This window comes from Nocardioides sp. (genome assembly GCF_036374615.1).
Taxonomy (GTDB): Bacteria; Actinomycetota; Actinomycetes; order Propionibacteriales; family Nocardioidaceae; genus Nocardioides.
Genome location: NZ_DASUTK010000027.1, coordinates 1 through 21,376, shown reverse-complemented (window position 1 = coordinate 21,376; position 21,376 = coordinate 1). Strand labels below are relative to the sequence as shown.

The window sequence follows — 21,376 nt, the reverse complement described above, 5'->3', positions numbered from 1 at the left end:
GTCTCGTCGTCGTTCTCGAGTCGGCGAGTCAGCTCGTGGAGGATCTCCTGGCCGTCGCGGCCCGCCGCTCGGATGAGGAAGACCCGGTCGAACCGCGCCTCGTACGCCCGATTGCCCTCGGCCAGCCGGCGCTGGAGCTCGGCGTCGGCGGAGTCGACCCCGGACTGCTCACGCGCCGAGTGGGTCGCGTCGTGATCCGCGCCCGCGCGCTCACCGATCCTCGGGTGGCGCGCCAACGCGCGCTCGAGCTCGTCGTCGGACAGCGAGCCGGCGGCGACCTCAGCGACCTTGAGGAACGCGCCGACGTCGCCGTACGGCCGGCCCTCGGCGACGGTGTCGACCCAGCGAGGTACGTCGAGGCAGGTCGTCAGCAGCTCGCGTGCCTCGGCCTCGGGGAGGCCGTTGAAGTCGTCGAGCGTCATGACTCGTCCCGGGTGACGGTGGCCTCGATCAGCCCGTAGGGGCGGTCGGCGGCGACGAACACCTCGCCGGGGTTGTCGACGCCGAACGCCGAGAGGTCGACCAGGTGGTGGTGCTTGTTCGGCGCGGAGAAGGCAATGTCCACGAGATCGGGCCGTTGCTCCAGCACCGCGCGACCCATCAGCCACAGCGTCTCCTGCAGCGCACGGCTGTACGTGGTCGCGAACGTCTCGAGCAGCAGCGCGCGGACCTCGTCGTACGACGCGTTCCAGTCGGCGCCGTCCCCGTCCGCGTGTCGCCAGGAGGCCGTGAGGGACGTCGCGAGGATCCGATCGTCGGCATCGGGGAGCGTCGTGTACTCGTCGCGCAGGAACCCCTTGAACTCCGAGCCGGTCGACTTGAGCACCACGAGGTCGGTGATCCCCGACCTCACGGTCGGCCCGGCTTCCGAGACGTCGACCTCGGCGGTCCGGACCTCGCTGCCGCGTCGGACGAACGCGTGGTCGTGGCCCGCACCTCCGACCGGGATCCGGTCCCACGCGTACTGCTCGACCCGGACCCAGCAGCCGGTGGCGGCAGGGGTTGCGGCGACCAGCCGCTGGCCGAGCGCGAGGGCGTAGTCCTCGGCGGAGTCGACGCCACGCTGCTTGGCGTAGGCGAACGCGGTGTTCTTCTGGGTGTCGGTGGGCAGCACCGCGGCCTGGTCGCCGTCGACGTGAGCGGCCTCGAAGTCGCCGCGCAGCAGGGTGGTGACGTTGAGGTCGCGGATCTCGTGGCGCGGGGTGTCGCGCACGATCCGGACCACGCGGCTCTCCGCCTTGCCGTAGCGGTTGGCGCCCAGCCTGATCCCCACGTCTCACGCCTCCTCGGGCCGGTCGGCCATGCGTAGCAGGGCGGGTCGGTCGAGGCCGGTGGCCTCGGTGACCTCGGTCTGGTCGAGGGCACCACAGTCGAGCCCGCGGACCACGAAGTCGGACAGGGCCCGAGCCGTCGCTGGCTCGTCGAGGACCGTGGAGTCGGCGTGGGCGACGTAGGTCTGCAGCCGCTCGGCCGCGGCCGGGAACCCCTCGCGGAAGAACGCGTACGTCGCAGCGAACCTGGTCGGCAGCTGCGCAGGATGCAGGTCCCACCCCTGGTAGAAGCCCCGCTCGAGCGACCGCCGGACCAGCCGCAGGTGCTCCTGCCAGCCCGGGACCAGCTGGTCGCCGAGGGGTAGCCGGTTGGTCGAACCGTCGGAGAGACGAACGCCGGTACCGGCGGCGGCCACCTGCATCAGCGCCTTGGCATGGTCGGCCGCCGGGTGCTCCAGCGACTGCTCGCCGGCCGAGATCCCGCAGGCCGCGCTGTAGTCGTACGTGCCGTAGTGGAACGCGGTGAGCCGGTCGCCGCCGGCCCGCGCCATTGGCGCCAGCAGCACCCGGCCGTCCGGACCGACCACCGACTGCGGGGTCTCGACCTGGACCTCGAACCGCAACCGGCCTGCCAGCCCCTCGTCGATCCGCTTGCACGCCAGCACCATCGCGGCCACCTGCTCCACGGACGTGACCTTGGGCAGTGTGACCACGAAGTCGTCGGGGACGTGGCCGAGCGCCTCCAGGAAGCGCACCAGGGTGCGCAGCGCGCGGTCGCGGGTGGCGCGCTCGAAGCTCCGGATCCTGATCCCGGTGAACGGCGAGGCGCCACCGGCCTCGAGGGCGCTCGCGAGCGCCCGGCCCGCCGCCTCCGCGGCGGCGTCCTCCTCGTCGCCGGCGTGGACCCCGTAGCCGTCCTCGAAGTCGATCCGCAGGTCCTCCACGGGTTCGGAGTCGAGCTTGGCCAGCACCCGGATCAGCAGGTCGTCGTCGCCTCCGACCAGCGTCTGGAACTCCTCCCCGTGCTCCAGCAGCACCCGCTGGGCCTCCCGGCCCAGCTCGTGCACCGACGCGGCGTGGAACCGGTCGGCCGGCAGGTAGAGCGTGTGGACCGGTTGGCGGCCGGGCCGCTCGCCCGGATAGTCGCGCGCCAGGGCCGCGTCGGCGTCGACGAGCAGCTCGTCCACCTCCGAGGTCAGCGCTGCCAGGTCCATGCGGGGAGCCTAGGCGACTCCGTGCGTTGGCGAGAGACGCGCTGACCTATCCGGCTCGTCGGTTCGATGTCATGATCGTCAGGTTTCCAGGATGTGGGAGGACATCATGGCGAGAGTGCGGGCTCGAGATGTCGTGATCGCACTGGCGGCGGCGCTGCTCGGCCTGACGCTGGTGGTGCCAGCCTCGGCCGTCGCGGCGGAGAGCGATCAGCCGGCACTGCCACCCCCCTCTGACACCGCGCCCGAGTCGCCACCCGACGTCCCGCTCGAGGAGCCGGTCACCGAGCCGACCGAGCCGGTGGACGCCGAGCCGACTGAGCCGGCCGAGGAGCCGTCGTCCGAGGATCCGTTGTCGGAGGCGCCAACGCGGACCGAGGAGCCGAGCCCGACCGACGAGTCCACGCCCGTCGATGAGCCACAACCCGCGCAGGATCAGGCTGTCCTCGCGGCCACCCAGCAGCTGTTGGCCGCAGACGACTTCGTGTTCGCCGACAAGGTGCTGATCTGCCACCGGACGAACGACCCGACCAACCCTTACAACCAGCAGTCTCCGTCCTTCCCTCAGGTCGAGGGCCACGCGCTCAACCACACCGGCCCGATCTTCACGCCAGGCGGTCCGCGTCCCTGGGGTGACATCATCCCCCCGAACCCGGCGGTGCCCAACGGGAAGAACTGGCCAGCCGGCGAATCGATCCTGGCCAACGGCTGCGAGGTCGAGCCGCACCCTGGTCCACTGCCGTCGGCCACGATCGGACAGCTGGTGTGCACCGGCATCGACCCCAGCATCGAGGTCCGGGTCTCCAATGACTCCAAGGCCACGGCTCCGGCGTCGTTCACCATCCTGGTGAACAACACTGCCGTGCAGACGGCCGGCCCGGTGGCGCCGGGCGGAAGCCAGACGGTGACCCTGACCGCGGATGACCTCGGTTCCCTGGAGGACGAGACCGTCACCATCACCGTCCGGTCTGGCGGGAGCGTCGTCGCCAGCAGCGTCGTCACGATCGACTGCGCCCCGCCGCCACCCGGTGTCCACCTCGTGGCCCAGCTGGACTGCGGCCCGGACGGTGCGGTCGGCAGCCTCGAGGTGACGAACAACGGCCCCGACCCGGTCACGGTGAGCGTGAGGGTGAACGGCGCCGACTTCGCGGACCAGCTCGTGGTCGGGTCGGGCGCCACGGAGACAGGAACGGCCGACTTCAGTCAGTTCGAGGACCAGACCATCACGGTCGAAGTCCTGGTCGACGACGTCGTGGTCGCCACCTACCTCCCGACCCCGGACTGCGAGAACGCGCCGGTGCCGCGCGTGGCGATCGGCAGCCTGCAGTGCCCGACCGCGACCGCGACGCTGTCCAACGCCGGCGACCCCGAGTCCACGGTGGTGTTCACGATCCTGGTCAATGGGGAGGTGTACCAGGAGAGCGCGCCACTCTTCGGCGGTGACACCACCACGATCGTCGGCGACCTGCGGCCCTACGAGGACCAGACGATCACGATCGCCCTGCGCGCGAACGGCGAGCTCCTCGGCAGCCGCACCATCCACGTGGACTGCCGCGAGGCACCCGGGACCGGGCCCGGCGCAGGCCAAGCTCCGGGCGCGGGTCAGGACGGGCCAGCCACAGTGCCGACGGTCGTCGCCGCCGGGACGGCGCCGCCCGCAACCGGCACGCCGCTGAGCCTGTGGATGCTCTCCCTAGCCCTGGGCCTGCTCGCTTGCAGCGCGTCGGTGCTGCTGCACGTCCGGCGCGGCCGAGAACAAGACCGGCTCAGCTGAGGCAGAGACAGAAGGGGTGGCCGGCCGGGTCGAGGAAGACTCGGAACGTCTCGCCCGGCTGGTGGTCGTGCTTGGTGGCCCCGAGCTCGATCACGGCCTTCTCGGCCAGGTCGAGGTCGTCGACCACCACGTCGAGGTGCATCTGCTGCGGAACCTGCTGGCCGGGCCAGTCGGGCGGGGTGTAGTCGGCGACCTGCTGGAACGAGATGCACTGCCCGTAGTCGGCGCGGATGTCGGCCCAGCCCGACCGGGACTCCAGCTTCCAGTCGAGCATCGCGGAGTAGAAGCTGGCGAGGGCGTGCGCGTCGGGACAGTCGAGGACGAGGGACGGGTAGCGTGCGATGGGCATGCTGGCAGCCTAGGAGAGGTTGCGGACGATGCGCGTCCGGTTGCCGGCTACTCCCACTCGATGGTGCCGGGCGGCTTGGACGTGATGTCGACGGTGACCCGGTTCACCTCGGCCACCTCGTTGGTGATCCGGGTCGAGATCGTCTCGAGCACGTCGTACGGCACCCGGGCCCAGTCGGCGGTCATCGCGTCCTCCGACGTGACCGGTCGGAGCACGACCGGGTGGCCGTAGGTCCGGTGGTCCCCTTGGACGCCGACGGACCGCACGTCGGCGAGCAGCACGACGGGGAACTGCCAGATGTCGCGGTCGAGACCGGCGCGGGTGAGCTCCTCGCGCGCGATCGCGTCCGCCTCGCGCAGGATGTCGAGCCGCTCGCGGGTGACCTCCCCGATGATCCGGATCCCGAGGCCCGGCCCGGGGAAGGGGTGTCGCCACACGATCTCGGCCGGCAGCCCGAGCTGCTCACCGACCAGCCGCACCTCGTCCTTGAACAGGGTCCGGAGCGGTTCGACCAGCTCGAACTCCAGGTCGTCGGGCAGTCCCCCGACGTTGTGGTGAGACTTGATGTTCGAGGTGCCCGCACCGCCACCGGACTCGACCACGTCCGGGTAGAGCGTGCCCTGCACCAGGAACGCGACCGACGCGCCCTCCTCGACGGCGTACCTGTGGAGCACGTCGGCCTCGGCGGACTCGAAGACACGGATGAACTCGCGGCCGATGATCTTGCGCTTCTGCTCCGGGTCGGAGACGCCGGCGAGGGCGTCGAGGAACCGCTTCTCCGCGTCCACCACGTGGAGATCCACCCCGGTCGCGGCCACGAAGTCCCGCTCGACCTGCTCGGCCTCACCCTTGCGGAGAAGCCCGTGGTCGACGAAGACACACGTGAGCCGATCGCCGATCGCGCGCTGGACCAGCGCCGCCGCGACGGCGGAGTCGACGCCTCCGGAGAGGCCACAGATCGCGCGGCCCTCAGGCCCGACCTGCTCCCGGATCCGCTCGACCTGCTCCTCGACGATGTTGACCATCGTCCAGGTCGGCCGACAGCCGGCGATGTGGTGCAGGAAGTGCTCGAGCACCCGCTGGCCGTGCTCGGTGTGGAGCACCTCGGGGTGCCACTGCACGCCCGCCAGGCCGCGCCCGACGTCCTCGAACGCCGCGACCGGGGTGACGGCCGTCGCCGCCAGCACGTCGAAGCCCTCCGGCGCCGCGGTGACCGAGTCTCCGTGGGACATCCACACCGTGTGCTCGGCCGGGAGGTCGCCGAGCAGCGTCCCGGGTGCGGTCACGCTCACCCGGGTCCGGCCGTACTCCCGGGCACCGGTGTGCGCGACCTCGCCGCCGAGCCCGCGGGCCATCAGCTGGAAGCCGTAGCACATCCCGAACACCGGGACCCCGGACGTGAAGATGCTCGCGTCGATGCCGGGCGCCCCCTCGGCGTACACGCTCGAGGGACCGCCGGAGAGGATGATCGCCTTCGGCTGCCGGGCGAGCATCTCCTCGACCGGCATCAAGTGGGAGACGATCTCCGAGTAGACCTTCGCCTCGCGCACGCGGCGGGCGATCAGCTGGGCGTACTGGGCGCCGAAGTCGACGACGAGGACCAGGTCGTGGTCGGGGCCTTGGGTCATGGTCAGACCCTATGCGACCTCGGGGGCCCGGAGCCGACGAGCCATGTTCAGGGCCCGGCCGGGGAGGGAGAGTGGCCGGGCCCTGAACTTGGTGCGGGCCCGGCATCGGGAGGGAGCACGTGAGCCGGGCCTCTCCCTGCCAACGACGTCGGCCGGGGGTGGTTACGGGCTCGACCGAACGGATTCAGGAGACAGCGACGATCGGCAGTCGGAGCGCTCCCGGCGCATCGGCGGGCACCGCGGGAGAGCGCGGCGCGACCGGCTTGATCCGCTCGTACGCCGAGCCCAGCGGAGGCCGCGGGTCAGGCTCGCCCTTGTTGGACCAGAAGGCCATCGCCCGCTCGGCCTGCGCGGTGATCGTGAGCGACGGGTTCACCCCGAGGTTCGCCGAGATCGCGGCGCCGTCGGCGACGTGCAGCCCGGGATGCCCGTAGACCCGCTGGTAAGGGTCGACGACTCCGGAGTCCGCCGAGTCGCCGATCGTGCACCCACCGATGAAATGCGCGGTCATCGGCTTATTGAACGGCTCGCCGATCGTGCCGCCCGGGACCCCGCCGAGGTGGGCGGCGATCCGGCGCACCACCTCGTTGCCCACCGGGATCCAGGTCGGGTTCGGCTGCCCGTGACCCTGGCGGGACGTCATCCGCCAGCGGCCGGTGAGCTTGCTGCGCTTGCCGTACGTCGTGATGGAGTTGTCGAGGCTCTGCATCACCAGGGCGATGACGGTTCGCTCCGACCAGTGCCGGAAGTCGAACAGGTAGCCCACGTTGCCCCGCTGCCGCCACAGCTCCCGCAGCCAGGTCCGCCACCGCGGAGCCGGACCGTCCCCGTCGGTCAGCACCGTCTGCAGCATCGCCATCGTGTTGTGGCCGCGGCCGTAGCGCACCGGCTCGATGTGGGTGTCGTCGTCGGGATGGAAGCTGGAGGTGATCGCCACGCCCTCGGAGTAGTCGGTGGGGTCCGACTTCGGCGCGATCGCACCGAGGATCGACTCGGAGTTGGTGCGCGAGAGGTAGCCGAGCCGGTCCGACAGGTGCGGGAGGTGCCCCTCGTCCTTCATCCGGTGCAGCAGCTTCTGCGTGCCGAGCGAGGCCGCCGCGAGCACCACGTGGTCGGCGGTGAGGGTCCGGGTCGTCCGCGGCGTGGCCCGCCTGGCCTTGGTGAACCGGATGGTCACGTCGTACCCGCCTCCCTCGCGCGGCCGGATCCGGGTCACCGTGCTCAGCGGCATCACCCGGGCACCGAGCCGCTCGGCGAGGTAGAGGTAGTTCTTGACCAGGCTGTTCTTGGCGTTGTGGCGGCAGCCCGACATGCACTCGCCGCAGTTGAGGCAGGTACGACGCGACGGACCCGCGCCGCCGAAGTACGGGTCAGGGACCTCCTGTCCGCGCCGCTGCCCCGGGCCGCCGAAGAAGACGCCGACCGGGGTCGGGTGGAACGTGCCGCCGACGCCCATCTCGGTGGCGACCTTCTCCATGACGTCGTCGGCCGGCGTCCGATACGGGTACTCGGTCACCCCGAGCATCCGCTTCGCCTGGTCGTAGTACGGCGCGAGCTCGGACTTCCAGTCGGTGATGTGGGCCCAGGAGGGATCGCGGTAGAACGGCTCGAGCGGCTCGTAGAGCGTGTTCGCGTACACCAGCGAGCCACCCCCGACGCCGGCGCCCGCCACGATCACCGTGTCGCGGACCGCGTCGATCCGCTGGATGCCGTAGCAGCCGATGGCCGGCGCCCAGAGGTAGCGGGTGAGGTCGAAGGTGCCCTTCGAGAAGTCACCGTCCTCGAACCGGGCGCCGGCCTCGAGGACGCCCACCCGATAGCCCTTCTCGGTCAGCCGCAGCGCCGCGACCGACCCGCCGAACCCCGACCCGACGACCAGGACGTCGTAGTGGGTCACGCCCGCCCGATCTTGTTCAGCACGCGCAGGCTCGTCGTCATCAGCTTCGCGTACTGCTCCTGGGAGAGTCCGAACGAGGGTCCGATCCGGAGACCGCGCTGAGTGGCGACAGACTGGGTGTCGGTGTATCGCAGGAGGCCCTCGGCGCCCTGCCGCCGCCCCATTCCGGACTGGCGCATCCCGCCCATCGGGGCGGCGAGCGACCCGAAGGTGGCCCCGAAGCCCTCGTTCACGTTGACGGTCCCGCAGCGGATCTGGCGCGCGATCTCACGTGCCCGGCGACCGTCCTCGCTGTAGATGGCGGCGTTGAGACCGTACTGGCCCGCGTTGGCACGGGCGACCGCGTCGGCCTCGTCGTGGAACCGGTAGAGCGACACGACCGGTCCGAAGGTCTCTTCGCCGAAGCAGGTCATGTCAGGACTCACCCCCTCGAGGACGGTGGGCTCGAAGAAGTAGGGACCGAGGTCGGGCCGTGCCCGCCCACCAGTCAGGACGCGGGCACCCTTCGCGAGCGCGTCCTCGACGTGGGCGGTGACGGTGTCGAGCTGGTCCTGCGAGATCAGCGGCCCCATGTCGACCGACCAGTCCAGGCTGCTGCCGAGGGTCATCGCCTCAGTACGCGCGACGAACCGATCGACGAACCGGTCGTAGACCTGGTCGGCCACGAAGAGTCGCTCGGACGACACGCACAGCTGGCCGGCGTTCGAGAACGACGCCCGTGCCGCACCCTCGGTGGCCGTCTCGATGTCGGCGTCGCGCAGCACCAGGAGCGGGTTCTTGCCCCCCAGCTCGAGGGAGCACCCGATCAGTCGCTCGGCGCACTGGGAGGCGATGACCTTCCCGGTTGCGGTGGAGCCGGTGAAGCACAGGAAGTCGGCCCCGGCGATCAGCGGTGGGCCGATCTCGCGGCCGGGGCCGGCAACCACCTGCCACAGGTCGCGAGGAAAGCCGGCCTCTTCGAGGAGCTCGGCCCCCAGCAGCGCCGTCAGCATCGTCTGGGCGTCGGGCTTGATGACCACGGCGTTCCCGGCGAGCAGCGCCGGCAGACCGTCGGACAGGGCCAGTGTGAACGGGTAGTTCCAGGGCGAGATGATGCCGACGACTCCCTTCGGCACCCGGTTCACCTGGACGTGGGTCAGGCCGGGGAAGAGCCCCGGCACCCGGCGGGTCTGGAGGTGGTCGCGCGCCGTGCGAGCGTAGTAGCGGGCAGTGAGCGCGACGTGGGCAAGCTCCATGAAGGCGTCCTTGCGCGCCTTGCCCCCTTCGAGACCGATCAGGTCGCAGATCTCGGCCTGCCGGTCGAGCACCAGGTCGTGGAGCCGGAGCAGCGCCTCGGTCCGCTGCTCCAGCGGTGAGGCCGCCCACTTCTCATGGGCTCGGCGAGCGCGGGACAGCGCCTCCTCGACGTCGGCCGTGGAGGACTGCGGCACGTGCGCCAACGGCTGGCCGTTGAGCGGCGACTCGACGGGGGATGTGTCCCCGGTCGTCGCGACCAGCCGGTCGGTCAGCGCCCGGACATAGCCGGGCTCGAGGGCGTAGGAGGCGCGTGGGTCGTGCTCAGGGTCGGCGGGTCCGTCGAGGAGAGGACCGCCGGAGGGGGTCTGGGCGCTCATACCTACGGAGAGTAGGTGCCCGCGGTCGCCCCTTCCACCCCTCGGTGGCCCGGTGTGGGACTTGACACATGACCTCTTGATGTCAAGCGACGCGTCCCCGTGCGCCCGCTCGGCTACGCGGGCAGGTCGTAGGTGCGACGGACGCTGGTCCCCTCCGTGAGGTCCGCGCCGTAGACGTGCAGCGTGATCGCGATCTCCTCGCCGGTGTTGGCCACGCGGTGGATGTCGTCCGGCGGCGCGGTGCCGCTGACCGACCCGACCGGCCGCTGCCGACGCCCGACCTCGGTCAGCTGGTCGTCCTCGAACCGGTAGAGGGTCTCGGACTCGATGCCCTGCAGGATCATGAACGTGCACCACACGATGTGGTCGTGGACCTCGGTGACCTGGCCGGGACGCCAGACGACGCCGACGACCGAGAAGTCCTGCTCGGCGTGCAGCGTGTACCGGATGTAGCCGTCGGGGCTGCCCGCCTGCTCCTCCTCGGTGAGCAGAGCGGTGGTCGGCTGCGCCTCGACCAGCACGTCGGCGACCGCGGTGGCGATCGTCTGCGGGTCGGACGATGCCTCGGTGCACCGGCGGATCTCACGGACCAGCTCGGCGAGTCCCGGCCGGTCGTCCTCCGCGAGCGTGGGCATCTTCGCATCCGAGAGGTTCGTCATGGTGTCACCGCCTGGCGTCGTCGGGTTGGCCCTCCCAGGGTCGCTCATCGCGCCCACTTCGTCCACACCATCGGGCTGGTGTGGCTGTCGGTGGGCCGTGCCAGGGTGACCCCGTGACCTCCTACGTCGGCTCCGGCCCCTACTGCTACGCCGACAGCCTGAGCATGGTGATCGGTCAGGGGTGGCGACCGGGTTTGGTCGAGACGCTGACCGGCTCGCCGTTCGGCTTCCAGATGGTCGGGCCGTTGCCGCTCTTCGATCCTGTCGGGTGGGATCCCGACCTCGGCCTCGACCAGGCCCTCGCCCTGCTGGGCTGGGCGTGCGAGCGCGAGGTCTTCGACAGCGACGACAAGGCGTTCGAGCGCCTCGCGAGGCTGGCCGAGGACGGGCCGGTGTTCGTCGGCCCGTTGGAGATGGGGTTGTTGCTCCACCAGCCGGGGGCGGATCGCCCGATCGGCGCGGACCACTTCGTTGCCGTGCTCGAGGCAGGCCCGGGGGGCGTCACCATGCACGACCCACAGGGTCACCCGTACGCGTGGTTGCCGCGTGAAGAGTTCATGAGCGCCTGGGGCAGCGACACGATCGCGTACGGCAGCGGGAGGTTCCCGTTGCGCACCAGCTTCCGGCGTGCGACAGAGCGGACGCACGAGGAAGCCGTCAGGGAGCTGCTCCCGCTGGCGCACGAGTGGGCTCGCGGCGACCATGCACCCGGCGCGGGCAACGCGGCCGGCCTGCGCGAGCTCGCAGACCGGGCCGACACCGGTCTCGGGGTTCCCACCCTGCCGGTGCTCCAGAGCTTCGCGCTCCGTCTTGGAGCCCGCCGACGGGTGGACGCTGCGACAGAGCTGGCCGCGTGGCCCGAGGTCGCCGCCAATCTCGACGGCCAGGCCCGCGCCCTGGGGCAGGCCCAGCTCGCGGCGGTTCGCGAGGACGGCGCCGCGCTGGCCGCGACCTTCCGGCAGGTCGCCGACATTCAGGACCAGCTCGTGCACGACCTCGCTCGCGCCACGTGAGCCACCGGCTCCGCCCTCAGACGATGTCGGGCGCGCTGACCCGCGCCTCGTCGGCCTCCTGGTCGGTCGCCATCCGCTGCGACTGCCGCTCGGCCTCCACCCGCCGCAGGTAGTGGTCGACCTCGTCCTCGACCCTGGCGGCGTCCCAGCCGAGCTCGGCGGCCATCAGCTCGGCGGCCGGCCGGGCGGCGAGCGTGCCGCGGTCGAACGTCTCGATCGAGATCCGGGTCCGCCGGGCGAGCACGTCGTCGAGGTGCCGGGCGCCCTCGTGGGTGACGGCGTAGACGACCTCGGCCGACAGGTAGCCCTCCGCACCCGGCAGCGGCTCCGCGAGCTCGGGCCGGCGAGCCACGAGCGTGAGCACCTCGTCGATCAGACCGCCCTGCCGCCCCAGCAGGTGGTCGACCTGGGCCAGCGACAGCCCTGACCTCCGCGCGAGCATCACCCGCTGGTTCTGCCGGGCCTCGAAGCCGGCCGCCCCCGAGAGCGGGACCCGGTCGGTGATGCAGGTGCGGACCGGCGCCTGCGTGTCCTCGAGCAGGTCGACCACGGCGTCGATCGCGTCCTTGGCCATCACCCGCCAGGTCGTGAGCTTCCCACCGGCGACCAGCACCAGCCCGGGAACCGGCACGCTCACCGTGTGCTCGCGGGAGATCCGCGACGTCGGCTCGGTCTCACCCGACAGCAGCGGTCGCAGCCCGGCGTACACGCCCTGCACGTCGTCGTGGTCGAGCGGCTCGCGCACGATCCGGTTGACGCGCTCGAGGAGGTAGTCGATGTCGGCGCGGCTGGCGGCGGGGTGGGCGCGGTCGAGGTCCCACGGGGTGTCGGTGGTCCCGATGATCCAGTGGTCGCCCCACGGGATGACGAACAGCACCGACTTCTCGGTCCGGGTGATGATGCCGCACTCGGAGCGGATCCGGTCACGCGGGACGACCAGGTGGATGCCCTTCGACGCCCGCACGTGGAGCTGGCCGGCCCGGGCGAGCTGCTGGATCTCGTCGGTCCACACGCCTGCCGCGTTGATCACGACCCGGGCGCGCACCTCGAGCTCGCGGCCGGTCTCGAGGTCCGTGGCGCGCACGCCGACGACCCGGTCTCCGTCGCGGAGGAACCCGGTGACGCGGGTGCGGGTGGCCACCTGCGCGCCGTACGACGCAGCGGTGCGCGTGACCGCGACGACCAGCCGGGCGTCGTCGACCTGGCAGTCGTAGTAGCGGATCGCGCCGGTGAGGTCCTCCGTGCGCAGGTCGGGCGCGATCCGCGCGACCTGCCTGCGGAAGAGATGGCGGTGCTTGGGGACGCCCATGTCGTACTTGCCGAGCATCGCCATCGCGTCGTACAGCGCGAGACCGGCGCCGACGTAGGGCCGCTCGATCGTGCGCTGCAGGGGGTAGAGGAACGGCACGGGGCGGACCAGGTGGGGGGCGAGCCGCGTGACCTGCAGCCCCCGCTCCTGCAGGGCCTCCCGGACTAGCCCGAAGTCGAGCATCGCCAGGTAGCGCAGCCCGCCGTGGATCAGCTTCGAGCTGCGGCTGCTGGTGCCCGACGCGAGGTCACGCTGCTCGAGGACGCCGGTCGAGAGGCCGCGGGTGGCCGCGTCGTTCGCGATCCCGACGCCCGTGATGCCGCCGCCGACGACGAGCACGTCGAGCGGCTGCGCGGACGTGGTGGCCGCCAGCGCGTCCAGCGCCTCGTCGCGCGCGGCGGGACTGAGGGCACCGGTCATGCACCTAGTCTCTCAGTCGCGGCGGTCGAGCTCCTCGAGCAGGTTCGCGGCGAACCGGGTGCCCATCCGGTCCAGCACCTGCTGCATGACGGTGTGTACGGCGGGCGCTGCCAGGCCCGGCAGCGGCAGCCGGGCGGTCACCGTGAGCTCGATCGACAGCCGGGTGCCGTCGTCGACGGGATCGAGGGTGTAGCGACCGTCGGCGCCGGCGGCCACGCCCCGCTCGAGCGGCGCGTGCGTGAACTCGATCCGGGTCCGCGGCTGGAATGTCATCTCCTCGGTCATCGTCAGGTCGAACCGCCGACCCGGCGCCGGGACACCTTGCAGGCACCAGATCCAGCGGCCGTCGTCGTCGACGTCGATGGACGACACCAGCGGCGTGAGCCGCGCGATCGCGTCAGGGTCGACCAGCACTTCCCACACGGCCTCGACCGGGTGGGGGACGTCGGCGGTGTCACGACGCGTGCGCGAGAAGCTCGCCATCACTCGACGACGACGACTTCGACCCGCTGGAACTCCTTGAGCTCGGTGTAGCCGGTCGTCGCGAGCGACCGGCGCAGGGCGCCGATCAGGTTCATGGTCCCGTCCGCCACCCGTGACGGGCCAAGCAGGATCTCCTCCAGCGTGCCGACCGGGGAGAACTCGACCCGCTCCCCGCGCGGCAGGTGCCGGTGGTGCGCCTCGCCGCCCCAGTGGAACCCGCGGCCGGGGGCGTCGGTCGCGCGGGCGAACGGCGAGCCGACCATCACGGCGTCGGCGCCGCAGGCCACCGCCTTGGCGATGTCGCCGGAACGGCCGATCGAGCCGTCGGCGATCACGTGCACGTAGCGGCCACCGGACTCGTCGAGGTAGTCGCGCCGGGCGGCGGCGACGTCGGCCACCGCGCTCGCCATCGGCACGGCGACGCCGAGCACGGTGCGCGTCGTGTGGGCCGCTCCCCCGCCGAACCCGACCAGCACGCCGGCGGCGCCGGTGCGCATCAGGTGCAGCGCGGCCTGGTAGGTGGCGCACCCGCCGACGATGACGGGCACGTCGAGCTCGTAGATGAACTCCTTGAGGTTGAGCGGCTCCGCCTGGCTGGACACGTGCTCCGCGCTCACAGTCGTGCCCCGGATCACGAACATGTCGACCCCGGCGTCGACCACGGTCTTGGCGTACTCCTTGGTCCGCTGTGGGGACAGCGAGCCCGCGACCGTGACCCCCGCGGCGCGCACCTGCTGCAGCCGGGCGGTGATCAGCTCGGGCTTGACCGGTTCGCCGTAGATCTCCTGCATCCGCCGGGTCGCGTCGGCACCCTGGAGGCTGGCGACCTCCTCGAGCAGGTCCGTCGGGTCGTCGTACCGGGTCCAGAGGCCTTCGAGGTTGAGCACCCCGAGCCCACCCATCTGACCGAGCGCGATGGCGGTCGAGGGTGACATCACGGAGTCCATCGGCGCGGCGAGGACCGGGAGCTCGAACCGATAGGCGTCGATCTGCCAGGCGACGCTGACCTCCTCGGGGTCGCGGGTGCGCCGCGAGGGGACGATCGCGATGTCGTCGAAGGAGTAGGCCCGGCGGCCACGCTTCGCGCGGCCGATCTCGATCTCGGTCACCGCTGCAGGCTATCGGTCACGACATCGGCAAAGATGGACGGCATGGCACCAGTACGCGGATTCACCGGGTGGGTCGGTCCGGTCCTGGGGACACCCGACCCGCCGGGGCTCGGCCGGTTCTACGCCGGGCTCCTCGGCGGCGAGCTCGACCTGCGCGACGGAGACTTCGTGACCGTGAAGCTGGCGGGCACGACGTACCTCGCCTGCCAGCTCGAGGAGAACCACGTCCCGCCGGTCTGGCCGACCCCCGGTCCGGGCGAGCAGCAGATGCAGGTGCACCTCGACGTGGGGGTCACCGACGTGGCCGCCGCGGTCGCCGACGCCGAGGCGCTGGGCGCGACGCTGGCCGACTTCCAGCCCCAGGACGACGTCCGGGTGATGCTCGACCCCGCCGGCCACCCCTTCTGCCTCTACCTCGACGAAGCGTGACCCGTCACTTGTGCAGGTTCACACCCTCGCGAGCCGTCACTTGTGCAGGTTCAGAACCGCGCGAGCCGTCACTTGCGCAGGTTGGAGGGCTGCAGAAGTGACGGGTCAAGGGGTAGCAAACCTGCACAAGTGACGGGTCAGCGGCCGGAGTAGTTGGGCGCCTCGACCGTCATCTGTACGCCGTGCGGGTGGCTCTCGGTGAGCGAGGCCGAGGTGATCCGCACGAACCGTCCCTTGTGCCGCAGCTCGGGGACGGTGCGGGCGCCGATGTAGAACATCGACTGGGTCAGGCCGCCGATCAGCTGGTGGGCGACGGCCGACAGCGGTCCGCGGTAGGCGACCTGGCCCTCGATGCCCTCCGGCACGATCTCGTCGTCGCTGCTGACCTCGGCCTGGAAGTAGCGGTCCTTCGAGTAGGACTTCTTGCCGCGGCTGCTCATGGCGCCCAGCGATCCCATGCCGCGGTAGGTCTTGAACTGCTTGCCGTTCACGAAGACCACCTCGCCGGGGGACTCCTCGCAGCCGGCCAGCATCGAGCCGACCATCACAGTGTCGGCGCCCGCGACGATCGCCTTGGCGATCTCGCCTGAGTGCTTCATGCCGCCGTCCGCGATCAGGGGTACGCCCGCCGGCTTCGTGGCCAGCGACGCCTCGTAGACCGCGGTGATCTGCGGTACGCCGCAGCCGGTCACCACGCGCGTCGTACAGATCGAGCCGGGGCCGAACCCGACCTTCACCGCGTCGGCGCCGGCGTCGACGAACGACTGAGCGCCCTCGCGGGTCGCGACATTGCCCCCGATCACCTGCACATGGCGGGTCGCCGGGTCGGTCTTGAGCCGCTTCACCATGTCGAGCAGCAGCCGGACGTTGCCGTGCGCCGTGTCCGCCACGAGTACGTCGACGCCGGCCTCGATCAGGGTCGTGGCCCGCTCCCACGCATCACCGAAGTAGCCGATCGCGGCGCCCACCATCAGGCGCCCGTGACCGTCCTTGGACGCCTTCGGGAACTGCTCGGACTTCACGAAGTCCTTGACGGTGATCAGTCCGCCGAGCCGGCCCTCGGCGTCGACCAGCGGCAACCGCTCGCGCTTGTGCTTGCGCAGCAGGGCGGTCGCCTCCTCGCGGGAGATGCCGACCGGGCCGGTGATCAGCGGCATCCGCGTCATCACCTCGTCGACCTTCGTCGTCGACCACTCGGCGACCGGGGTGAACCGCAGGTCGCGGTTGGTGATGATGCCCAGCAGCCGGTTGTCGACGTCGACCACGGGCAGACCGGAGACGCGGTACTCACCGCAGATCCGGTCGAGGTCCTCCAGCGTCGCATCCGGGCCGATCGTGATCGGGTTCGAGATGATCCCGGTCTGGGTCCGCTTGACGAGGTCGACCTGGTAGGCCTGGTCCGCTAGCGACAGGTTGCGGTGGAGCACGCCGAGGCCGCCCTGCCTGGCCATCGCGATCGCCATCCGCGACTCGGTGACGGTGTCCATCGCCGCGCTGATCAGCGGCACCCTCAGCGAGATCTCGCGGGTGAGCCGACTCGTGGTGTCGATGTCGCTGGGCGCCAGGTCGGAGTAGCCGGGCAGGAGCAGGACGTCGTCGTAGGTGAGTCCGAGGGCGGCGAACTTGTCAGGTACCTCCACGCCGCCAGTGTACGAGGGGCCTCCGGTTGCACGAGCTGCGGTGATGCGCCTGTCAGGCTGTGCTCCATGGGGGCGCGGCTGGAGCACGTGGACCCGCGGGTGGTGGTGTCCCTCGCGGCCGCGGCCGCCGCGGTGCTGCGGTTCCCCGGCGCTCTCTACCCGCTCGGCCCCGACGAGAGCGGGTACACCATCGTCGCCAGGAACTGGGACCCCTCGCCCGCCAGCGTGTACGGCGACTACTTCGTCGACCGCCCGCCGGCGCTGATCGGCCTGTTCGGTCTCAGCGACGCACTCGCCGGCCCGGGCCTCGTCCGCGTGGTCGGGGCCCTCAGCTGTGCCGTGCTGGTGCTGCTCGCGGCCGCGACCGCCCGTGCGGCGTTGCGCTACGCGGGCGTCGGCGACCAGCGGTTCCAGGCGCGCACCGGCGCGTGGACCGCGGTCCTGACCGCCGCCTTCACGTCCAGCGCGCTGATCGACCCGGTGATGGTCAAGGGCGAGGTCCTCGGCATCCCGTGGGTGGTCGGCAGCTTCTGGCTGGTCATCCGGACGCTGGAGCGGCCGGACGGTCGAACGGCGTACGTGCAGGCCTGCGGGGCCGGCTTCGCGGCATCGTTCGCCCTGGGGATGAAGCAGAACCTGGTCGCGGGCCTGGTGTTCGGAGTCGTGCTGCTTGTGGGCGCACGCCTCACCCGGAGGATCGCCTCTCGGGACCTGTGGCGGCTGGGATCCGCGGCCCTGATCGGCGCCTTGCTGCCGGTGCTGGCGACCGTGTCGTGGGCGACTGCCGCGGACGTTCGGCTGGAGGAGCTCTGGTACACGGTCTTCGGCTTCCGGTCCGACGCGCTCGCTGTGATCGCCGCCGGGAGCTCGGACGCGCCGCTGGACCGGGCGCTGCAGATCCTGGGCATCGTGCTCGCCACCGGCATGGGGTTCGTCGTGGCCGGGGTCGTCATCCACCGGAACCGGATCGCGCGGATCGACCCTGCCCTGCTGGCGGCGACGACGCTGGTGCTGGTCGTAGACGTCGGGGGACTGCTGCTCGGCGGCAGCTTCTGGCGTCCGTACCTCTTCGCGCTCGTCCCCGGCATGGTGCTGTGCACGACCCTGCTCCTGGCAGCGCGTGACCATGTCGCCCGACGCGCCCGGCTCCTGATCGTCCTCGCGGGCATCACCTCGGTGCTGTCGTCGGCGGTGTGGCTGCTCCTCTACGAGTCGGGCGTCGGCACGGCGGTCGAGGTGAGGAGCGGTGAGGCGATCGCCGAGGCAGCCCAGCCCGGCGACTCGATCCTCGTCTACGGCGGGCGGGCCGACCTGGTCCTCGCGAGCGGTCTGCCGACGCCCTACCCCTACCTCTGGAGCCTGCCGATGCGGACCCTCGACCCCGACCTCGAGCAGCTACAGACCCTGCTGTCCGGTCCGGACGCCCCGACCTGGGTGGTGATGGCGGCCCCCGGCGGGTCCTGGGACGGGCTCGCGGACGTCATCCGCCCCGCCCTCGACGAGAGGTACGACGTGCACGGCGAGGTGTGCAACGGGCGGTACGCGTACCTGCGGGCGGACGCCGAGCGGCCACCGCTCACGCCGGACTGCGACGAGACCTGATCACACCCGCTCGGCGGGCGGCAGTGACGCGGCCGGCGTGCGGGCGGCGTGCCGGGCGAGCGCCAGGTGCCAGAGCCAGCAGCCCAGCCCGGCCGTGACGAGCAGTGTCGACGCCACCGCGAGCTCCAGTACCGAGCCGGTGACCAGGGGTGCGAGCAGGCCCGCGATCAGGCCGTTCAGCAACAGCGTGAAGAACGTGAACAGCGACACCGACGACCCACGGCCGGCCGGGAACATGTCGAGCAGGATCAGCTGCATGGTCGGGTACGCCGTGACGGTGCCGAGTCCGAGCAGCGCCGGGCCCAGCACGACCCACGGCAGCGTCGGCCCCGCGACGGCAGCGATGCCGATGTTGCCCAGCGCGGCCGCCACACAGAAGATCAGCGAGCCGGTGACCAGGAGGTTGCCGGAGATCCGGCCCGCGGCGGAGCTGCTGATCTGCGAGCCCACCATCACGGCGGCGACCAGCGGCGCGAACAGGATCCAGAAGTCGAGCTCGCCGAGCCCGAGCAGGTCCACCACGATGATCGACGCGCTGCTGATGTAGATGAACTGGCCCGCGAAGCTCAGCGCCGCGGCCCACGCCACCCGGTGGAACGAAGCCGACCGGGCGACCGTCGCGAGGCTGCGGGCGAGCGCCCCGAACCGCAGTGGGATCCGCCGCTCGACCGGGTGGGTCTCCGGCAGCGCGAACGCGACCACGGTGATCAGCAGCAGCGCCACGACCGCCATGAACCAGAAGGCGATCGGCCAGGCGCCGAGCTGCAGCAGTGCCCCGCCGATGACGGGCGCGATCGCGGGTGCGATCGCGAAGATCAGCATCACCCGGCTCATCAGCCGTTGCGCCTGTGCGCCCTCGAAGACGTCGCGGATGATCGTGCGACTGACGATGACCCCGCCACCGGCGCTGAGCCCCTGCAGGACCCGGAACACCAGCAGCATCTCCAGGCTCGGTGACAGCGCGCAGCCGATCGACGCGGCGGCGTACAGCAGCACGCCGCCGATGATGACCGGCTTGCGCCCCAGCGCGTCGGACAGCGGGCCGTGGAACGGGCTCATCAACCCGAACGCGATCAGGTACGCCGAGACCACCAGCTGCATCTCGGCACTGGTGACGTCGAAGTCCTCCGCCATGGCCGGGAACGCCGGGAACGGGGTGTCGATGCTGAACGGGCCCAGCATCGAGAGTCCGGCCAGGATGAGCGGGACCAGGAACACGAACGACCCGCCCGGCGTCCCCGTGTGGGGAGCAGCCGAGCGGGTCGCCTCGGGTCTGTCAGTGGCCGTGACCGTGCCCGTGGCCGTGGCCGGTGCCGTTGTTCTCGTCGTCCTCGGGCTTGTCCACGATCAGGGTCTCGGTCGTGAGCAGCATGCCCGCGATGGAGGTGGCGTTGACGAGCGCGGAGCGGGTCACCTTCACCGGGTCGAGCACGCCCTGGCCGACCAGGTCGCCGTACTCCTCGGTGGCGGCGTTGTAGCCGGTGCCGACACCGTTCTCGCGGACCTTGGCGACCACGACGAAGCCGTTGACCCCGCCGTTCTCGGCGATCCAGCGCAGCGGCTGGTCGGCGGCACGCCGCACGATCCGGACACCCACCGCCTCGTCGCCGGTGAGGCCGAGGTCGTCGTCGAGCACCGAGACGGCGTGGACGAGGGACGAGCCGCCGCCGGGCACGATGCCCTCCTCGATGGCGGCCCGGGTTGCCGAGACGGCGTCCTCGATCCGGTGCTTCTTCTCCTTCAGCTCGACCTCCGTGGCGGCGCCGACCTTGACGACGCACACGCCGCCGGCCAGCTTCGCGAGCCGCTCCTGGAGCTTCTCGCGGTCCCAGTCGGAGTCGGTGTTCTCGATCTCGGCCTTGATCTGGTTGACGCGGCCCTCGACCTCGGCGGAGTCACCCGCGCCCTCGACGATCGTCGTGTTGTCCTTGGTCACGACGACCCGACGGGCCTGGCCGAGCACCTCGAGCCCGACCTGGTCGAGCTTCAGCCCGACCTCGGGGGCCACGACCTGGCCACCGGTCAGGGTCGCGATGTCCTGCATCATCGCCTTGCGCCGGTCGCCGAACGCCGGGCTCTTGACGGCCACGGCGTTGAACGTGCCGCGGATCTTGTTCACGACCAGGGTCGAGAGCGCCTCGCCCTCGACGTCCTCGGCGAGGATGAAGAGCGGCTTGCCTGCGCCGATGACCTTCTCGAGCAGCGGGAGCAGGTCGGCGACGGCCGAGATCTTTCCCTGGTGGAGCAGGATGTACGGGTCCTCGAGGACCGCCTCCATCCGCTCGGGGTCGCTCACGAAGTACGCCGAGATGTAGCCCTTGTCGAACTGCATGCCCTCGGTGAACTCCAGCTCGGTGCCCATGGTGTTGGACTCCTCGACGGTGATCACGCCGTCCTTGCCGACCTTGTCGAAGGCCTGGGCGAGCAGGTCGCCGATGTGGGCGTCGCGGCTGGAGATCGTGGCGACCGAGGCCATGTCCTCCTTGGTCTCGACCTCACGGGCGGCCTCCTTCAGCGCGTCGCCGACGGCCTCGGCGGCGGCGTCCATGCCGCGCTTGAGACCCATCGGGTTCGCACCGGCCGCGACCGCGCGCAGGCCCTCGTGGACCATCGCCTGGGCCAGCACGGTCGCGGTCGTGGTGCCGTCACCGGCGACGTCGTTGGTCTTGGTGGCGACTTCCTTGGTCAGCTGTGCCCCGAGGTTCTCGAACGGGTCGTCGAGCTCGATCTCACGGGCGACGGTCACGCCGTCGTTGGTGATGGTCGGCGCGCCCCACTTCTTGTCGAGCACGACGTAGCGGCCCTTGGGGCCGAGGGTGACCTTGACGGTGTTGGCGAGGGCGTCGACGCCGCGCTCGAGTGCGCGGCGGGCGTTCTCGTCGAACTCCAGGATCTTCGGCATTGCTCTCCTCAAACGAGATACGGGTCGTGTGCCCGAGAACGCGCGTCAACGCGTCGTCAGGCACACG

General features: G+C 71.1%; 18 protein-coding genes. 4 read left to right on the top strand and 14 right to left on the bottom strand.

Going from position 1 to position 21,376, the window contains the following annotated elements; all coding sequences use genetic code 11:
• The 3 genes from uraD to VFZ39_RS01980 all read right to left on the bottom strand — a co-directional run.
• Window positions 1–422: 2-oxo-4-hydroxy-4-carboxy-5-ureidoimidazoline decarboxylase (gene uraD / locus VFZ39_RS01990; RefSeq protein WP_330864045.1), on the bottom strand; the 422-nt coding region annotated here is incomplete at its 3' end.
• Window positions 419–1,273 carry a factor-independent urate hydroxylase gene (gene pucL, locus VFZ39_RS01985; RefSeq protein ID WP_330864044.1) on the bottom strand — a complete coding sequence of 285 codons (855 nt, stop codon included), beginning with the start codon at window positions 1,271–1,273 and terminating at the stop codon, window positions 419–421. The genes pucL and uraD, both read right to left, overlap by 4 nt.
• Before the next feature lie 3 nt (window positions 1,274–1,276).
• Entirely contained in the window at window positions 1,277–2,485 is a 1,209-nt protein-coding gene (locus VFZ39_RS01980; RefSeq protein ID WP_330864043.1) for a DUF6986 family protein, read from the bottom strand.
• A gap of 91 nt (window positions 2,486–2,576) precedes the next feature.
• On the opposite strand from VFZ39_RS01980, the gene VFZ39_RS01975 reads away from it, so the two are divergent.
• Window positions 2,577–4,256, top strand: a complete 1,680-nt coding sequence (locus VFZ39_RS01975; protein ID WP_330864042.1) for a hypothetical protein — start codon at window positions 2,577–2,579, stop codon at window positions 4,254–4,256.
• Here the strand turns inward: VFZ39_RS01975 and VFZ39_RS01970 are convergent.
• From VFZ39_RS01970 to VFZ39_RS01950, 5 genes are all read right to left on the bottom strand, one after another.
• Complete coding sequence (locus VFZ39_RS01970) at window positions 4,249–4,605, bottom strand: VOC family protein (protein WP_330864041.1); 357 nt, start codon at window positions 4,603–4,605, stop codon at window positions 4,249–4,251. The two genes, VFZ39_RS01975 and VFZ39_RS01970, sit on opposite strands and share 8 nt — an antisense overlap.
• 47 nt (window positions 4,606–4,652) lie before the next feature.
• Window positions 4,653–6,233: a glutamine-hydrolyzing GMP synthase gene (gene guaA, locus VFZ39_RS01965; protein WP_330864040.1), complete on the bottom strand. Its 1,581-nt coding sequence runs from the start codon at window positions 6,231–6,233 to the stop codon at window positions 4,653–4,655.
• Between the two features lie 184 nt (window positions 6,234–6,417).
• Window positions 6,418–8,130 (bottom strand): GMC family oxidoreductase, encoded by a 1,713-nt coding sequence (locus VFZ39_RS01960; protein WP_330864039.1) that lies wholly within the window; start codon window positions 8,128–8,130, stop codon window positions 6,418–6,420.
• Window positions 8,127–9,743, bottom strand: coding sequence for a succinic semialdehyde dehydrogenase (locus VFZ39_RS01955; RefSeq protein ID WP_330864038.1), 1,617 nt, complete (start codon window positions 9,741–9,743; stop codon window positions 8,127–8,129). The genes VFZ39_RS01960 and VFZ39_RS01955 overlap by 4 nt, the downstream gene beginning before the upstream one ends.
• A 113-nt stretch (window positions 9,744–9,856) precedes the next feature.
• Entirely contained in the window at window positions 9,857–10,402 is a 546-nt protein-coding gene (locus VFZ39_RS01950) for a cysteine dioxygenase family protein (protein ID WP_330864037.1), read from the bottom strand.
• A gap of 113 nt (window positions 10,403–10,515) precedes the next feature.
• Here VFZ39_RS01950 and VFZ39_RS01945 point away from each other — a divergent pair, with 113 nt between their 5' ends.
• Entirely contained in the window at window positions 10,516–11,415 is a 900-nt protein-coding gene (locus tag VFZ39_RS01945; RefSeq protein WP_330864036.1) for a hypothetical protein, read from the top strand.
• A gap of 16 nt (window positions 11,416–11,431) precedes the next feature.
• Here the strand turns inward: VFZ39_RS01945 and VFZ39_RS01940 are convergent, their stop codons facing one another.
• Genes VFZ39_RS01940 through VFZ39_RS01930 form a run of 3 tightly spaced genes read right to left on the bottom strand, consistent with a single transcriptional unit; the run spans window position 11,432 to window position 14,736 of the window.
• On the bottom strand, window positions 11,432–13,144 hold the full coding sequence (locus VFZ39_RS01940; RefSeq protein ID WP_330864035.1) for a glycerol-3-phosphate dehydrogenase/oxidase: 1,713 nt from the start codon (window positions 13,142–13,144) through the stop codon (window positions 11,432–11,434).
• Between the two features lie 12 nt (window positions 13,145–13,156).
• Window positions 13,157–13,627 carry a CoxG family protein gene (locus tag VFZ39_RS01935; protein ID WP_330864034.1) on the bottom strand — a complete coding sequence of 157 codons (471 nt, stop codon included), beginning with the start codon at window positions 13,625–13,627 and terminating at the stop codon, window positions 13,157–13,159.
• Window positions 13,627–14,736, bottom strand: coding sequence for a GuaB3 family IMP dehydrogenase-related protein (locus tag VFZ39_RS01930; protein ID WP_330864033.1), 1,110 nt, complete (start codon window positions 14,734–14,736; stop codon window positions 13,627–13,629). The genes VFZ39_RS01935 and VFZ39_RS01930 overlap by 1 nt, the downstream gene beginning before the upstream one ends.
• A gap of 42 nt (window positions 14,737–14,778) precedes the next feature.
• Between VFZ39_RS01930 and VFZ39_RS01925 the strand changes: the two genes are divergently transcribed.
• Window positions 14,779–15,165: a VOC family protein gene (locus VFZ39_RS01925; RefSeq protein WP_330864032.1), complete on the top strand. Its 387-nt coding sequence runs from the start codon at window positions 14,779–14,781 to the stop codon at window positions 15,163–15,165.
• 137 nt (window positions 15,166–15,302) lie between these two features.
• Here the strand turns inward: VFZ39_RS01925 and guaB are convergent, their stop codons facing one another.
• Window positions 15,303–16,805, bottom strand: a complete 1,503-nt coding sequence (gene guaB / locus VFZ39_RS01920; protein ID WP_330864031.1) for an IMP dehydrogenase — start codon at window positions 16,803–16,805, stop codon at window positions 15,303–15,305.
• Between the two features lie 66 nt (window positions 16,806–16,871).
• Here guaB and VFZ39_RS01915 point away from each other — a divergent pair, with 66 nt between their 5' ends.
• Window positions 16,872–18,407, top strand: coding sequence for a hypothetical protein (locus VFZ39_RS01915; protein WP_330864030.1), 1,536 nt, complete (start codon window positions 16,872–16,874; stop codon window positions 18,405–18,407).
• Here VFZ39_RS01915 and VFZ39_RS01910 read toward each other — a convergent pair whose 3' ends face one another.
• Both VFZ39_RS01910 and groL read right to left on the bottom strand, forming a co-directional pair.
• Entirely contained in the window at window positions 18,408–19,625 is a 1,218-nt protein-coding gene (locus tag VFZ39_RS01910) for a multidrug effflux MFS transporter (RefSeq protein WP_330864029.1), read from the bottom strand.
• A gap of 58 nt (window positions 19,626–19,683) precedes the next feature.
• Window positions 19,684–21,309, bottom strand: coding sequence for a chaperonin GroEL (groL, locus tag VFZ39_RS01905; protein WP_330864028.1), 1,626 nt, complete (start codon window positions 21,307–21,309; stop codon window positions 19,684–19,686).
• Window positions 21,310–21,376 lie beyond the last annotated feature (67 nt).